Genomic DNA, 14,716 nt, shown 5'->3' with positions numbered 1-14,716 from the left:
ATGTACGACGACCACAACACCGATTACAGTCAGACAAGCCTCGGGAACGATTCGGGGAACAAAAACGACGAAGAAGGCGTTGACACAGGGAAAGACGTCCTCCAACTTACTGGCAGGGAACTCAAGAATACCTACCCAGAGAACCGATACTTTGGACAGGTCCACAAGAACTTCGAGATTCCCGCTCGAGAGGAACAGACCGTTCCTGCAGAAGATGTACTTCCTCCTAAGATCGCTCAAAATCTCGAATTTGACCCGTGGAGTCACCAGGGAGAAGCGCTCCGCGTGCTTGAACGTGGGAGAAACGTCTGTGTGGCAACCAGTACGTCCTCCGGGAAGACACTCGTGTACGGCCTCCACATCGCCCGCCAATACATTAAGAACCCAGATACACGGTCTCTCATCGTCTATCCGACGAAGGCGCTCAGCCGTGACCAGGAGCAAGAGCTCAACGAGTTCCTGCGTAACACGCTTGGACTGGACATCAGTGTAGGCGTTTATGATGGCGACACAAAGAGCGAGGAGAAGTCTCGTATCCGCGAGGAGTGCAATGTCGTGATCACGAACTTTGTTGGATTAAATCAGTACTTAGAAGGACATCACCTCTGGGCTGATTTTCACTCGAATTGCTCGCTAGTTGTTATCGATGAAGCCCACATGTGGACTGGCCTCGGCGGTATGCACGTCGCTTGGATACTTCGACGCGCCCAACGAATCATCGACTACTATGGCGGCGACCCACAGTACGTCTTAACAACAGCAACGATCGGTAATCCTGCCGAACATGCTCTCGCACTCACGGGTGAGCCTGCGACGGTCGTCGACGAAGATGGCTCTCCAAGAGGAATCCGCCACCTCGTCTTTTGGGATCCCCCGATGAGCGGCGATGACGGCCTTACTGACGATATCGACTCACCGGCGCTGGCTAAGCGTCCAGCAACGGTTGAGGCCCCAGAAGTATGGGCGCATATGTGCCAGAAGAATGTCCAATCGCTCCTATTCTGTGACTCGAGAAAACTTACTGAATTGTCCGTCAATCGCGCCAAAAGGTTCCTCAGCAATCCGAAGAACAACTATCAGAAGGGGTCCGATCTTGCCGCCTACCACGCTGGACACGGCAAAAAGTCACGAAGAGCGACTGAGTACCAGCTCAAAGAGGGCCACCTCGATGGCGTCTCGACGACAAGCGCCCTCGAGGTTGGTATCAATATCGGCGGTGTTGATGGAACCGTTCTTATGGGCTATCCGGGATCACGACAGTCGTTCTGGCAACGGATAGGCCGATCAGGCCGGGGAACTCGAGACGCACTCTCGGTGTTCGTTCCGAGCCATTCCACTCTCGACCAGTACATCCTACAACACCCAGAGTACGTCCTCGAAGAGGACCACGAGAGCGCCGTCGTCGACTTGGACAACAACCCAGTGTATCTCCAGCAACTCAACTGTGCTGCGCAGGAACTCCCGCTTACATGGGATGATGCGGACGCTTTTGGAGGAGAGGAACGGTTGAAACGTGCTGTTGAGTACGGCCGACGGAAGGGTGATCTCGAAGGATCACTCGATGGCGGAGTGATGTACAATCATCGCGATCGCCCCCAGGACTTGATCAGCCTGTATTCTTCCGGCGGAAACACCTTCGATGTCCGGCTGGTCGGCGATAATACGATCGATCATCAGTCAATAGGTCGCGATAGAGCATACAGAGACTACCATGAGGGGGCAACTGTCTTGCACCAGGGTGAGCAGTATCAGGTCGTTGAACTCAGAGAAGACATTCCTCAGCCATACATCTCTCTTGAAAAAGCAAACGTGAATTACTACACTCAGTCACAGGGGCAAGTCAACATCTATGACACAGTTATCGAAGACTCGCGCGAGGTTGGGCCATTCACGCTCAATTGGGGGTATGGAACGGTATCGGTCCACTATAGCACGTACCTCAAGCGTGAAATCGGAAGTGGAGAAGTACTTGAGTTAGGCAATGATACTGGTGTCCCCCCGTTAGAGATGCGAACCCAGCTATGTTGGGCCGAGACCCCCAACGACATCGAACGGGCGATGCTCAACAAGCACTCGGAGTACCACAACCCGGAGTGCATCAACCTCCCACCACGGCTTCATGGGTACCTCGGTGGAATTCACGCTGTCGAGCACGCCATGATCGCTGTCTCTCCACTTGAGTTGAAAGTCGATGGCGGAGATATCGGCGGGCTTGCGACGAATCGGCTTCCTGGTAATCCCGAGAAAAGTGGATGGTTCATCTACGACGGGATCGAGGGCGGTCTCGGGTTCTCGCGGTCGATTTACGAACACTTCGAAGACGTTGCCCAACGTGCCCACGACCTCATCGCCGACTGCTCATGCGGTCGTGATGAAGGGTGTCCGGCCTGTACGATGGACGACCGCTGCGGGAACGACAACCGCCCGCTGTACTCTCCTGCAGCTGCGGACGTCCTCAAACATCTGCTCGGCGATCAAGAGGAGGATGACCTCGATGAGCACCTACCAAAGACGGATAGTGAAGTGATTCCTGCCGATGAACAGCGACCACCAGCCTCGATTTCATAATCCGGAAGTACACAGATTAGAAACTGCAGCCATATTTTTGTAATCTTGGAGGCCAATATTGATTAGAATGCCTCGGTCATCATAAGGCCGACCAGAACATTCGTTGTAAACACCATTGTACTACCTTTCTTTGTTATATAGACTAGAGAGTTACCTCATATGGGCAAAATATATAGTACACTGAAAATCATATTCAGATACACTAAGCTGCAACAATGACTGATTTTGACCGGATCTGTAGTGCTCAAGAGGCTCTTGGGGATCTAACTGCTAATAGATATCCCATTTTCGACGACGCGACACAGGACAAGCAGGTTATGATCTGGCAACCGAGTGGACGAGTGAGAAATCTCCATGAATTGCCATCATTGGTGGACATGAAGGATAGAGCCGAGTCGTTCCTCCAGCGAGCTGTCGAAAGCGGATGTCAGCTGGCAGTGGCGCCTGAATGGGCATATGATATTAGCTGGATCCACGATCATGAAGAATTTCTGTTCGCCCCCGAGAGTCCGCTTTTTTTGCTTGGGTGTGCGCCTGTGGAAATCGAAAATATGGGCAATTTCATTGAGCAGTTGGATTCGAACTATGAGTGTCTCTCCGCTGAAACTGTAGTCGATAGGAACAACACTCTTGTTCCGCAGAATGACGCAAAAGAGTTCGTCACGCCGACGATCATTCCAATTAAGGCTGCCGCTCGTAGCAGCAACGCAGAGGACGCACTGCTAATTCAGTTCAAAAACAAACACATGAGCGGCGGCATAAACAGCGCTGAAGAGCGGAAGCTGGCTGAGGGGAGCGGCGTCTGGCGAGTCAATCCCGCAGGTACTGAATCGGAACTCGCTGTGTGGACCTGTTCCGATGTGGGAGATCCAGAACTGGAAGAGCAAATGATCGAATTCGGCCGCACAAAACGGTCCTATATTGTGCACGTACAGTGTAATCCGGGACCGTTTGATAAAAACTGGACACGGTTTCGCGAAGACCTGTTCGAAACTCAAACACAAGTTACATATATCAGTGCAAACTGGGGAACGATCAACGACTCTGAGCACTGCGGGTACTCAGGCATATATACTAAAACCGCTCACTCAACAGTGCTCGGCAGCGAATACGACAAGACCTGTCAACTTGGCGGCTTGATTGGGACCAGACCTGAGTGCAAATCCGAGTATGTGTGTCTGCTGCTAGATGATGTGATCAGTAAGTTCACATTTGCTCGTTCAGACCCCAATAGCCCTCCTGCCATGAATCGACGTATGGCGAATCTCAAGCTCGTCAAAACGTGGGTATATAATGGCGATAACTATACTGAAATCTCATCAACTTCCTCCAATGGGTCCGCTCATTGCAGGGATTGGCGCGAGCTGCTTGATACAACCCCACTCCATGAAGAACTGATCGGTGCTATCCTGCGGGCAGAAATCGATGTCAAGTCGATTCCTGACAGATTCAACCCATTAGAGCACCTGCGGTGGGAAACATTAAAAGCGCTTCATGGTGGTGAGACGGAGGAATTTGGCCCATTACTCTGTTTGCACGATCGCCGTGAGCCGACGACAGAACACCGGCCAAGTAATAAAAACCATCCAGAGACAATTGCGAACGAATTGCTAGGGGTTGTGAGACTCGTCGAAGAGAAAGAGGAGATCGAGCTGGATCCAGACTTTGATCAGACAAAAGTCCCAGTGAACGCGACATACCAAGAAGATAATGTTCCCATCTGTCTCTCGTTTCTCCCCCAAGAGTCAGAGCCAGACGAAGTTGCCCGCGCAAAATGGCTGCAAGAGTGGCTCAGAAAAAAGGACATTAGCTTCAAGCCAGTCGTAGTGGTGAATAGAATAATTGGAGATGGGCAGATGAAAACGCTTGCACAATACGAGGATGCAACTAGTGTGATGAGTGATCCAGAAGAGGTCGACGCGAATGCCGGACTTGTGGATCTATAACAATGAACGGATACGAAAGGCTTACTGATCTATTTTCGCCCCAATCAATCCAGCGAGTGGATCGTCCAGGCGAGCTGTACAAAATCGAGCACGAACGTGAAGGATTCAGTGATGAGACATTACTCATTCGCTTCTTAGGGTCGGAGTCGGATCCTGAGAAATTACTCGAGGAAGACAACCGGGAGTTGGAGGTCCTTTTCTACAATGAGGAGATCGCGAATCGCTGGAATATCCAGCTTATCTGGGCTTGTCGTGAAGGCACAGATCTGGATGAAACGATTCGCGACGAATTGGAACAAGATACGCGATTTGCAATTCGACGCTCTGTCACTGCCGACGCGTTGGAAGCTTTTCTCACACCTCTCGGAGCTGTAGAAGAAGAGCTCAAGAAGATCGAATCGGATTTCGATCGGGGCGAGTTGATTCAAAGTCTTCTTGATGCCGATCTCGGTTTCCTCTTTGACACTGACTCGACAAATCGTGATGAGCGGCTCGAACTGCTGATTAGCGATTCTCCTTCAGAGATTGCAGAGCAGGAAGTGAAGATCGAGGATCCCTACGAAGGAATTATAGAAACGATCGAACTCGGGGAGTCATTCCGTCCAGCAGCAAAATGTCGCGAGCTGTCTGCCGAGCCGTTCACGCTTCTCTATGGCCGCAACGGGAGTGGAAAGACAAGTTTACTTGATGGGGCAACTCTTGGAATGGTCGGACAGATTCGACGGGGAGAGAACCGCAGCCACGCCTATGATGATTTGCGTGTCACTCTGATCGATGATGATGAGAACTCAGTTTCACTCTCTAACGATCCAGCAGATGTAAGTGATCGAATTGCTGATTGGTTCGGATTCCGTCCCCAGGGTAATGAACACAAACATATTGAGTTCTATCGAGTAAATTACCACGAAGCAGGTGCGACTACCCGTCTTATTGAGTCGGATTCTGATCAGAATCTCGAAAGGACGATTCGACGATTTATTTACGGTGAACGACTGTCTCAAGCAAGTCACGAAAAGGATGAGCTCATCAAGAGAGCAAACAACGAAATTTCCGAACGGGAAGACAAAATTCGGAAGCTAGAAATCCAACTCCAGGAAGCAAAAGAGGACAGAGAACGGGCGACTTCGATCTTATCTCAGGCAAGCAATGCTGCAAAGAACTTATCGCCTGCTACCCAGTCCCTGGTTACCAAGCCGCCTAATTTCGAGCACGTCGCTGACGTTCCAAGTGCGGGTTCTAGAACTAAATGGCCTGAAAGCTGGGCAGAGTGGAAGCAGCGCTTCCAGTACCTCCGCACGAGCCTCAAAGCCTTAGATGAAGACGAGCAGCTGCCGACGACACCAGGTGACCTTCACACCCACTTTACAGTCACAATCGATGAGATAGAGACACGTATCGACCGACTTGAGGAGATCAAAACGCTCGAAACGGATCGAGCTGAATTGAAGCGGCTTCAAACTTTTTTTGAGAAGCCAGCATGGCAGTCTATTTCAACCCCCACAGCCGTTATTGTGATTATTCTCAGCACTCATGGAATCCAACCATCTGATCTACGCGTCATTGCAGACGCTACAAGAGACCTTGATGATTCGATCGAAGTAGGCTCTATCGAGGAATGGCGATCGACGCTTCAAGAGAGACTTATAGAGCACAAAGATGAACTAGTGGAGCGGCGAGACACACTAGAAGAGATCTCTGATTTGCAGGCCCGTCAACGCGAGCTGCAGGCGGAAATTCGATCGTTAACAGAAGACTATCTTACGATCACAGATACTGTCAAGTACTGTCCTGCCTGTTACATTGAGCAGAGTCACGCGGATATTCGAACTAGAGACAAGCCAGCTGATCTGCTCATTGACGAGACCGATGTTCCAGAATCGCTTCGCCAGACAATCACTACTGTCACGGACGCAATTGAGATTCTTGAGCAGACTTCCTGGTCGGAGATTCAATACGATGTCTCTGCTCGATTCGACGATCTCTGTGGTATGAAACACTTTGAACAACTTCAGGCACTGCTTCAGGAAAATCCAGATGTTGAGTCCTTCCCCAATGCAACCTCGTCAACGAGTACCACCGTTGGAGAGGCCTTGCGAAAGCTTGGTGTGGACGCAGCCGACCAAACAAAACCGGCTAAACGTCTTCAGCAGACTCGAAATGCGATTTCGCAGAGTATCGTTGAAGTAGGCGTTGATATTCCAAAGTTTGACGCCGAAGATGACGATACCTCGGCGATGTTGAGCAACCTGCAAGCGCGATTAGATGACCTCGAAGCTGGAAAACAGGTCATCGAACAACACATCTCTGATGAGGAGTGGCATAGTACTCTGAATGTCCAAGACGATTATCGGATTCTCCGTGCCACGCTTGCTGAGATCGATGATGAACCGACGATGCTGGCGTCGGCGGCTGAACTATCGGAAGAGATTAAGGATTTGAACGAGCGTATCGCTGAGCTGCAGGCTGAGAAGAAAGCATATCAAGACGGGATTGAGCGGCTAGAAACGGCCTTCGAGCGGGTCGGCGGAGAGTCAGAATTCACATCTTTCGTCAAAAAACATATGTCCGTGATCACGACATTGTTCCAGGCTTTCCAGCGACCCTACGAGTTTGAGAGTGTCCAGCTTGAAAACGGAGAAGTCCGTGTAACACGCCGTGGCTACCAGAAGAGTGAACCCATCAGCAATATGAGTTCTGGCCAACGTGCAGCGTTGGCCCTCGCAATCTTCGTCACGAACAACTTGGCCCATCCTCACGCACCGCCGCTAATGCTGCTCGATGAGCCGTTTGCCCATCTCGACGATATCAATACGGTTTCGTTTTTTAACTTACTCATCGAACTTGCCACGGATAATCGTCGGCAGATACTTTTCGCAACAGCTAACAAAGATATTGCAGAGTTGTTAGAGCGAAAGGTTGGTAAGTCGTCGAACTTCAAACGTGCTCAAATACAGTGATTTTCGATAGGTCTACGTTGACGACCCCTCGCCGCCTGAACAACTTGTATAAGTTGCAATTACACTGATCAAGCAGACATCGAGAGTTTCGTAAGTGGACTCACGGTCGTGAATTAACGCGGAACATCCTTTGACAGACTGATTTACCGTTCAGCATCTGATTTTTAGAAGGCAAATTCGTGACTTCGGGTAAAGGGCCACCAGAGTTTGTATCGCAGTATGTGGTTTATCAAAATGGCGTATTATCTCGTCGAAATTAACATGGGTTTAGCAGACTCTGTCAGTCAGCCAAACCCACAAACTAATAAGGAATCCAACTAAAACGCTGAACAACCCGAATATGCCACTCTCAGAATTGCCAACCGGTGACGCGAGTGGGCTTCTAACAGAATTCAACTCCACTCGAGATCTGAACAGACGAAATCCTTGGAAAATAGTCCAATGAGCCAGTCAGAGACTGATCAGGATGCCGAAATCGAAGTAGAGCAGACACCCTCGTTCGATGGTGTCCGATGGACATCATGCTCACTCGAGGACTTCACCAATCTATACTGGAACGAGATCGCCCCATGTCTCGAGGCGGAGGGTATCGATCCGACAAGCGAGAAACCGACCCATCAGTGGTTTCGAGATCATGATGCACGGTCGTTCCTTGCAGCACTACGACGCCATCACGATCGCTCCTTCGGAGAGTTTTGGAACAAGGACCTCGGTCTCGGTGACGATGACGAGGGCTACGCGTGGGAAACAGAAGACGAAGAAACGATCGATGCCCTGTGCCAGTTTCTTGACCGGCGAAAGTCCCGATACAGTCTCTCGACTTCTTCCGTCAACACGCTCCGAACACGACTAAATCTCTACGTCTATGCGTATCGTGAGGCGAACGGCACAGGTGATCTCCTTTCACCAATTCAACGGGAACAAGAGACACCAGCCTACGAAGCCGTCGACGCGTGCTACGCAGCATTCGACTGGTTGAACGAAGGAACAGAGCGCTCATACAGTGCTCAGACGCTTCAGCGTGTGCGACGGGTCGTCGACGCCTGGTACCAGCATCTCGTTGGGCGGCGGATCGCCTCGATAAATCCTGCGAGCGGTCTCTACGACGAGTTCAAGTGGGAGGTCGAGGAGTCACCTACACCAGCCCTTTCGGCAACGCACGTACGGAAACTGATGCAGGCAGCAAGAACGACACGAGAACAGCTGCTAGTGGTAGCATTAGCTGCCTGGGGGCTTCGAGCGAGCGAGGTCGCAGCACTACACGTCTCACAGTTCAATCGTGATGTTCCCGAAGACGACGTCCCCTTTATTGCGTTCGAGAGCCGCAAGAACGGGCCAGGAGAAGTGTCGCTACTGTTTGGCCTCGATATCCTTGACTCCCGAATCGACGAGCTAGCGGACGACGAGTCGTGGACTGGGTATCTGTTCCCATCTTCACAAGGAGAAACACCACACGTGACACGAGATACGATCCGGAACTGGTTCCAAGATCTATCGTCGAAAGCTGGCCTCCCCGAACGGATCGAAGGTGAGCGCCCGAGTCCGCAGCTTTGTCGTCGCTTCTGGTACGACACCTATACAGCAGTCCTCGAGGGCGTTCTCGAGGGTGTCGAAGACATAGCTGCAGAACAGGGTAGTAGCGATCCTCAGGTAGTCATGCGGAATTATCTTTCAGACTCGCGATCTCGCCGCGTCCGCCGTGAATTCATGCGGGACCAGCTGGATACAGCCTTCGGCGAGAGGACATAATAGGCGCTCATATAATAGATGAGGAGTCACCTTTCGTGGTTTGAATACTGGTATGTTGGCCGAACATCCTCGAGGAGATCCTCGACGATTTCCCAGAGAATCAAGGAGGGAGTCTCGTGTTCGAATATGATACCCCACCGGTCCTCTACATTGGCGACTGAATACTGGAAATGTGCCCGTCCAAGGTCGGGATGGTCCTCGTCCTGGTGCCAGCCAGCGTGAAATCCCGTGTTTGGGTCGGTGTAGTTGATTCGAAACCAGTCGTGTGGATCCTGTCGATACCATTTGACGGTCAGTGCCGGCGAATCCGGCCCTGTTGGTGGGTCAAGACGGTCTGGATCGAAAATTGCTCGCAACTGCTTAGCCTCGAGATCATCCGGAACGTACTCAACTGCAGTGATCTGTGGAACACGGTCGAGGACGTCCCGCTTCAGTTGGGCGTATAGATTCGCGTTCGGGTCGCCACCCGGATGCGGGACCGACATCCGTTAGCTGCGGGCCTCAGCGGGCTCTGTTGTTGGGGCCAAAAAATCCCATTCACGGATGGTGAACCCAACGATTCGGATGCGACGTTGGAGGTGCTCCCATTCGCGGGCGATCTCACGGCGACGGCCTTCCTCGTCAGCGTCGAGGACGTCGTCGGCGAGCGTCCCGCGAAGTTGATTCGGTGATTCGACATCGAACTCATCCTCCCAGTCCCGGATTTGTGCCTTCATTTCGGCGAGACGATCCGTGAGCTCCTCAACGGTGTGCTCGCTGTCCCGAAGGCGCATCGCTTCCTGCATCGCTTGTCGGCGGTAATCAGGATAATACGTCGTATGGGTGCCGCTCTCGTCACGATGGAGGATACCATCATCGACGAGTCGTTCGAGGACGCGTTTGGTGGGCTCATGTGACCAGCCCGCTTCGGACGCGATCCAGTTTGCCGTCCGCGGCTCCGATAGCTGTCGGGCGACCATCCGCACACGGTCTTCACCCGTAGTCTGGCGATCCATGAGTCCACCCTCGGAACTCGATCCGTTTTCGGTCATACGTGCAGTTCGCACCCCGTCTTAATATAGGTTGAGGTAGTTCGTTCTATATCGAAATATGATTTCAGCTATCCCGTCGACGCGAACGAGCCAGTCTACAACGATCTCGGAACCTAGGGTTGGGGGCTCTACTGGGGAAGCGGTGTCGTGAAACGATTCGAAAAGAACACCAGTTGACATCAGTCAAGCCTGTCCAGTTGTCTTTCCTAGCCGATATTTGTACCATAGAATCATGGAATCAGTGATTCTATGAAGTAGTGAATAGTGGAAGCGGCGGCTCTGTAATCCCATGAGCTTTGAATCATGTAACAGCTAGCAGGGGCATTCATTGAGTCCATGATTCAATGATTCACTGAATAACTGAAGCACTGAATTGAAGATTCAGGAATCCCCACAATTTAAGTCACAGATTCATTGAATCTATGAGTCAATGAGTGTCTGAATCAGCGAGTATTTGAAGCATTGAATCGGAGATTCCAGACCCCCCAACAACCCAAATCAGAAAATCATTGAGCCCCTGAATCAGTGGTTCACTGAATCAGTGATGTAAAGATGCAGTGAATCACTGATTCAATGATAAGGAAGGCATGTGGTGATATCGCGCCATTCAACCCCTCAGACAACGATATCCGTTATGAACAGATTGGGAGGAACACAACTAAGTGTCTGACATGGATTTATGAGTCATTGATTCAATGATCGAACCATGACCGAGACACCTCGTGGATGGGGCGTCACACCATCAACTGGCATCCCTACGATCGCCTTCGGTAACCAGAAAGGCGGGACTGGAAAGACAACGGCGACGATCAACAGTGCCGCGGCGCTGGCCACTCGCGACCACGATGTTCTTGCAATCGATATGGACCCACAAGCCGACATGACGAAAGGACTTGGACTGGGTCCAGGCGACGACAACGATCCATCAAGCCCGAAGAACGAACTCCCCAACACACTAGTCACCGATGACGAGAACCTACTCGACGTACTCGTCGACAATCCGCGCACGCACGATACTAGCCTTTCAGAGATCGTGATCGAAGCCGACGAGTACGACCATCTGAACTTCGATCTAATTCCCAGTCACAAGGACATGGGCCTTGCTCGAGATTGGATGGACGATGCGAACGCCCGGCTCTCTCTGAAACTCGCCCTCGAGGAGATGGTTGAGGACGGATACGACTACGATTTTATCTTAATCGACTGTCCTCCCGACCTCTCAGTCCTGACGGATGCGGCGTTCATCGCGGCTCAGAATGTCTTCCTGGCTGCACAAACCCAAGCAACGTCACGGGATGCGCTGGATGACCTGTGGGACCAACTGGAGTCCATCGAGGACAACCAGCAGCTCGAGATTGCTATCGTCGGACTCCTAGCAAATATGTATCGTGACGACGGTCAGTCGCAAAAGTTCCTCAGCGCATTCGACGAGTCCTTCGCGTCGATGGCGCCGATTTTCAAACTCCCAATGCGGGTGGCGATCCAGCGTGCGTGGGACAACGGACGGGATATTTTCGAATGGGAGGACGCGAACGACCAGCAAGTAGAGCGCGATATCTTCCTCGAGGTTGCAGAAACAATGGAGCGGGCGTTCGACAAAACGCAGGTGGAGGTGTAAGTATGCCTCGAGGAATGGATGAGCGATTCGAGGATCCTTCAGACGAAGGGGAAGAGGAGGACGCGGTCACAGACGAGGAGACCACGGAGACGTCGGTGGAACCAGAAGGAAAGGGACGTGAAACTGCGGCGGCGACTGAAAGTCGATCAGATCAGCAGAGGACCGCATCGACGACCGATACTGATTCGTCGACCAGTGAGGCAAGAAAGACAGATGACGAACCGCTGAACATCCGCGAGGATTGGGATTCAGCCACGATATACGTTGAACCCGAGCAAAGCGAGGACATCGAGATCACGTTTACCCGCCTAAAAAAGCAGCTCAAACGCGAGGACATCACGCTGGAAAAAAACAAACACTTCTACCACGGGGTTTTCGAAGTGGCGTTCGGCGAGCACCGCGAGGAAACGAAAGAAAAGATTCGCGAACTCGCCAAGCAAGACGTTGATCAATGAATCACTGATTCACTGAATCCCGAATGTTGTGAGGACTGCCCGGTGTCGAGATGAGAGACTCAGTATCGACTCTCCTCCCTTTTTGAAGACAATATATATCATCACTCGCTATACTATCCAGTCATTGGCGAGAAAGGTCAAACCAAACCCTATCGATCCACCCTGAAGTGATACCCTTGGAAAAGTCTGTGTAGTCGCGAGTCGCAGGTAGTCTGTATGCCCTACTGCCCGAATTGCGGAGATCGAGTCAAAGGCGTTCATCACTACTGCGGGTCATGTGGTCAGGCGCTTTCAGATATTGCAGAGTCAGAAAACGATCCTCCGATGGCAGTCGATCGTGAAGGCTTCCTCTCGTTGCGCTCACTCTCGTACGTCAACAACCTACTGAACGGAGAGCAAGATCTGGACAGAGACTCGGTATCTTATACCCAATTGTCGCGAGAAGTGAGTGCCGCCTTCGCTGATTTTGCTCGTCTGGCGATGGTCAAGGACTTAGATCTGCTCCAACTCTGGGCTGCGGGTTCCAGTTCCGAGGGGTTGAACACTCCTGTTGAAGACATGAGTAGCGAGCAGTTTCGTGACTGGCTAGCCGCAATGGGTCTCAGTCGTACGTTACAGATGTATGACGAATCTCTGCACACCGAATTTGAGGACGAATTCAATGATCGGCTTCAGAAGTTACTCGAGTTTGCCGAAAAAGAACTTGACGAAAATAACGAAGGATAGTAGCTAGCCGCCTCACTACATCACAGCAAATTCTTCTCCGGAATCAGGGAGATATTCAATGATGCTCCGGTGTGCACCGAACTCGCTGATTGTTGTTTGGAGCGCATCGACGACGGTCGCAATATCGCGGTTGAGTTCATGTTCACGGTATGTACCACCGTCCTGACCACGGTGCTCCATCTGCGAGAGCGTTAGATTGAGGATCTCGAAATCAGAGAGGAAGCTACGCATCCGCCGGGCTGTACGGGGATCTCGACCCTGATACTCACAGAATTCTTTGTAACGCTGATAGACAACACGTGAGCGAGCTGGCGTGGCCCCCTCAGCAGCGAGCGTAGTCAACGCATAGAGAGTTAGCTGCTCGTGTTCGGTGAGATCGCGCATGATGTCCATGCTCTGTTGTGCTTCAAGTTTCTCCTGGGCGCGTTCAACATGATCAGTCGTAACCGAATCCGCGTTCTCGGTGCGTGCAAGATCGCCAGCCTTCCGAAGGAGCGTAATCGCTCGTCGGGCGTCTCCACCATCCTGGCGACCAAGGGCAGCACACAACGGAATCACTCCGTCCTCGAGTGCGCTTTGATGGAACGCGATATCTGCTCGCTGTTCGAGAACTTTCTGGAGCTCTTCAGTTCCATACGGCGGAAACGAGATCTCGGTTTCACACAGAGACGATTGAACCTTCGCGTCAAGCTGCTCTCGGAACGTCGAGTCGTTGCTAATCCCGATGAGGCCAAGTTGAATGTTGTCGATGTATCCGTTGTTGTCTGCGCGAGTAATCTGGTAGAGGAACGTATCATCCGTAATGTGGTCGATCTCGTCGAGAACGATGATGACAGTCCCAGAGAGATTATTGAGTTCATCCCAGAGAAGGCGATAGACCTTGGATTGCGGATGACCGGTTTCAGCGATGTGGTGTTCGGGTTCTCGGAGACTGTTCACCAGACTGATCGCGGCCTGATAGCTCGTGCTGAGGCCATCGCAGTTGAGTGTGATGACAGAGAGATCGACTTCAAAATGTTTTGCAGATTCCTGGAGTTCGTTTAGCAAGAAATTCGTCACAGCAGTCTTCCCGACACCGGTCTTGCCGTAAATGAAGATGTTATCGGGGTACTCACCGTTGATGATCGGCTGGAGGGCTGCCTCGTACTCCTCAATCTCGTTATCCCGTCCGACGATGTCGTCTGGAACGTACTCGACTTTGAGTGTATTCCGTCGTTTGTACAGTGTGTCGTCCGGCTGGAATCGTGGAGTCATATTGTGTTCGACTGATTCAGGCAAGAATCATAACTGTTTCGACCACTGTTTCCGCTATTTCCAGTATAACCATGAGGAGCATGATTTCCACTATTAGAGATCGACCCCACTGTTTCCAGTCTATTGAAAGAAGGTCATTTGGTTTGTCATGAAGAAAGCATCTTTGAGGCACTACACCCCACTATTTCCAGTAAAGACCTCAACTCACAAGTCATCAAACTCTCCCCGTTATTTCCAGTAATTCTCGGTGGTTCCAGTTGGATGCTCACAGAACAGAAAACCACGAGGTTCCAGTATTTCCAGTAAACGATCTTTTATATACATCACAGGCCCCATCGTTTCCAGTATACCTTGGAAGAATAGGAATCGATAGACAGCAGAGGGAATCAATAGATAAGAATGGCGGAACACC

The 14,716-nt window shown here is 51.4% G+C and carries 10 protein-coding genes; 7 read left to right on the top strand and 3 right to left on the bottom strand.

Annotated elements, in window-relative coordinates:
* The 4 genes from AArc1_RS00050 (at window position 1) to AArc1_RS19590 (ending at window position 9,220) form a co-directional block, all read left to right on the top strand.
* Window positions 1-2,568, top strand: a complete 2,568-nt coding sequence (locus AArc1_RS00050) for a DEAD/DEAH box helicase (RefSeq protein ID WP_117362350.1) — start codon at window positions 1-3, stop codon at window positions 2,566-2,568.
* Window positions 2,569-2,783: 215 nt separating this feature from the next.
* Entirely contained in the window at window positions 2,784-4,514 is a 1,731-nt protein-coding gene (locus AArc1_RS00045) for a hypothetical protein (RefSeq protein ID WP_133412304.1), read from the top strand.
* 2 nt (window positions 4,515-4,516) lie between these two features.
* On the top strand, window positions 4,517-7,471 hold the full coding sequence (locus tag AArc1_RS00040) for an AAA family ATPase (protein ID WP_117362348.1): 2,955 nt from the start codon (window positions 4,517-4,519) through the stop codon (window positions 7,469-7,471).
* Window positions 7,472-7,912: 441 nt separating this feature from the next.
* Window positions 7,913-9,220: a tyrosine-type recombinase/integrase gene (locus tag AArc1_RS19590; protein WP_117362347.1), complete on the top strand. Its 1,308-nt coding sequence runs from the start codon at window positions 7,913-7,915 to the stop codon at window positions 9,218-9,220.
* 26 nt (window positions 9,221-9,246) lie between these two features.
* Here AArc1_RS19590 and AArc1_RS00030 read toward each other — a convergent pair whose 3' ends face one another.
* On the bottom strand, window positions 9,247-9,705 hold the full coding sequence (locus AArc1_RS00030) for a hypothetical protein (protein ID WP_117362346.1): 459 nt from the start codon (window positions 9,703-9,705) through the stop codon (window positions 9,247-9,249).
* 3 nt (window positions 9,706-9,708) lie between these two features.
* Window positions 9,709-10,251, bottom strand: coding sequence for a DUF7342 family protein (locus tag AArc1_RS00025; protein ID WP_117362345.1), 543 nt, complete (start codon window positions 10,249-10,251; stop codon window positions 9,709-9,711).
* A 706-nt stretch (window positions 10,252-10,957) separates the two neighbouring features.
* Between AArc1_RS00025 and AArc1_RS00020 the strand changes: the two genes are divergently transcribed.
* From AArc1_RS00020 to AArc1_RS00010, 3 genes are all read left to right on the top strand, one after another.
* Window positions 10,958-11,869, top strand: a complete 912-nt coding sequence (locus tag AArc1_RS00020) for a ParA family protein (protein ID WP_117362344.1) — start codon at window positions 10,958-10,960, stop codon at window positions 11,867-11,869.
* Window positions 11,870-11,883: 14 nt separating this feature from the next.
* Window positions 11,884-12,324 (top strand): hypothetical protein, encoded by a 441-nt coding sequence (locus AArc1_RS00015; RefSeq protein WP_186336578.1) that lies wholly within the window; start codon window positions 11,884-11,886, stop codon window positions 12,322-12,324.
* 324 nt (window positions 12,325-12,648) lie between these two features.
* On the top strand, window positions 12,649-13,050 hold the full coding sequence (locus AArc1_RS00010; protein ID WP_117362342.1) for a hypothetical protein: 402 nt from the start codon (window positions 12,649-12,651) through the stop codon (window positions 13,048-13,050).
* Between the two features lie 15 nt (window positions 13,051-13,065).
* Here the strand turns inward: AArc1_RS00010 and AArc1_RS00005 are convergent, their stop codons facing one another.
* Entirely contained in the window at window positions 13,066-14,304 is a 1,239-nt protein-coding gene (locus AArc1_RS00005; RefSeq protein ID WP_117362341.1) for an orc1/cdc6 family replication initiation protein, read from the bottom strand.
* Between the last annotated feature and the right edge of the window lie 412 nt (window positions 14,305-14,716).

The organism is Natrarchaeobaculum sulfurireducens (assembly GCF_003430825.1).
Classification (GTDB): Archaea; Halobacteriota; Halobacteria; order Halobacteriales; family Natrialbaceae; genus Natrarchaeobaculum; species Natrarchaeobaculum sulfurireducens.
This window is presented reverse-complemented; position numbering and strand designations above follow the sequence as displayed.

Bases quoted from the DNA above. Each gene is read 5' to 3' on its own strand.
- AArc1_RS00020 (WP_117362344.1), top strand. From the start codon at position 10,958: ATGACCGAGACACCTCGTGGATGGGGCGTCACACCATCAACTGGCATC.
- AArc1_RS00030 (WP_117362346.1), bottom strand. From the start codon at position 9,705: ATGTCGGTCCCGCATCCGGGTGGCGACCCGAACGCGAATCTATACGCC.
- AArc1_RS00005 (WP_117362341.1), bottom strand. From the start codon at position 14,304: ATGACTCCACGATTCCAGCCGGACGACACACTGTACAAACGACGGAAT.
- AArc1_RS00010 (WP_117362342.1), top strand. From the start codon at position 12,649: ATGGCAGTCGATCGTGAAGGCTTCCTCTCGTTGCGCTCACTCTCGTAC.
- AArc1_RS19590 (WP_117362347.1), top strand. From the start codon at position 7,913: ATGAGCCAGTCAGAGACTGATCAGGATGCCGAAATCGAAGTAGAGCAG.
- AArc1_RS00040 (WP_117362348.1), top strand. From the start codon at position 4,517: ATGAACGGATACGAAAGGCTTACTGATCTATTTTCGCCCCAATCAATC.
- AArc1_RS00015 (WP_186336578.1), top strand. From the start codon at position 11,884: ATGGATGAGCGATTCGAGGATCCTTCAGACGAAGGGGAAGAGGAGGAC.
- AArc1_RS00050 (WP_117362350.1), top strand. From the start codon at position 1: ATGTACGACGACCACAACACCGATTACAGTCAGACAAGCCTCGGGAAC.
- AArc1_RS00045 (WP_133412304.1), top strand. From the start codon at position 2,784: ATGACTGATTTTGACCGGATCTGTAGTGCTCAAGAGGCTCTTGGGGAT.
- AArc1_RS00025 (WP_117362345.1), bottom strand. From the start codon at position 10,251: ATGACCGAAAACGGATCGAGTTCCGAGGGTGGACTCATGGATCGCCAG.